The sequence below is a fragment of the Ferrovum myxofaciens genome (genome assembly GCF_000735045.1).
GTDB lineage: Bacteria > Pseudomonadota > Gammaproteobacteria > Burkholderiales > Ferrovaceae > Ferrovum > Ferrovum myxofaciens.
This window is the reverse complement of sequence record NZ_JPOQ01000388.1, coordinates 1-815: the sequence shown is the minus strand read 5'-3', so window position 1 is coordinate 815 and position 815 is coordinate 1. Positions and strand designations below refer to the sequence as shown.

The following is an 815-nucleotide window of genomic DNA, read 5'->3' as shown; positions in this document are numbered from 1 at the left end:
AGTATCGGCGTTCGGTTTTAGTGAAGGGCGTTGACGTTCGGCTGAAAGAAATTATACAAGACGTTGCTACTGAGTATAAATGTGAAATATTGGAACTTGAGGTTATGCCGGATCATGTACATTTACACCTATGAAAGCGTGGTGTAACCGACTGCCCACCTCAGCGGGCGACATGTTCACTGACGCTCCCATGGCTCAACATCACCTGGATGCACATTAAACACAGGGTGTGGTTCTGGCCCCTCTGTATTTCTCCACGCCTGATGCAACGCAGGATTACGCGCCTTCAATTTTGCTAGAAGGTGCTTCCACTCGTACGCCATCTGGCCGGAAGTAACGGTGAGTGACACTATCTTTCTGGCTGGCTGGATTTTGCTTTTATTAAAGTTATAGCCCCGCGCCTTTGCCTCCGCATGAATGCCATTCAAATACAGCGAAATTGCTGCAAGTGGCGCCGCTTGATTCTTGAAGCGATCCAACTGCGGGTGGTTGCGATAGCCACGTGTTTCACCGCGCAGAACAGCCTGCGCCAGGAGCGACTCCCGCCACAGCGCGACCAATCCTTGGGGATCAAGATGCTTGGGATGTATCGACCAGAGACGCATGTTTTCAATTAATCCCAGCGTTTGAAAGATTTGTCATGCAACAAATTTGTTAATGAAGAACCAGTGGGTTGAGTTGCCAAAGGGATTGACATCCTCCCCGCCCTCAGCTTTTGGCTGCCGTGCAAGCACGGGAAGGGTAGGGATTCCTGATCTACGAAGACCAGCCGCATATCCCTTGCGAGAGATGTTTCCTGCTTCAACGCGAGAGGT

General features: G+C 50.7%; 1 protein-coding gene and 1 pseudogene. One reads left to right on the top strand and one right to left on the bottom strand.

Annotated features, from left to right (window positions below; all coding sequences use genetic code 11):
- Positions 1-125, top strand: a pseudogene (locus tag IV91_RS17570) (IS200/IS605 family transposase); the annotation flags it as partial.
- A gap of 51 nt (positions 126-176) precedes the next feature.
- Here the strand turns inward: IV91_RS17570 and IV91_RS0114170 are convergent.
- Complete coding sequence (locus IV91_RS0114170; RefSeq protein ID WP_031599499.1) at positions 177-605, bottom strand: pyrimidine dimer DNA glycosylase/endonuclease V; 429 nt, start codon at positions 603-605, stop codon at positions 177-179.
- Positions 606-815 lie beyond the last annotated feature (210 nt).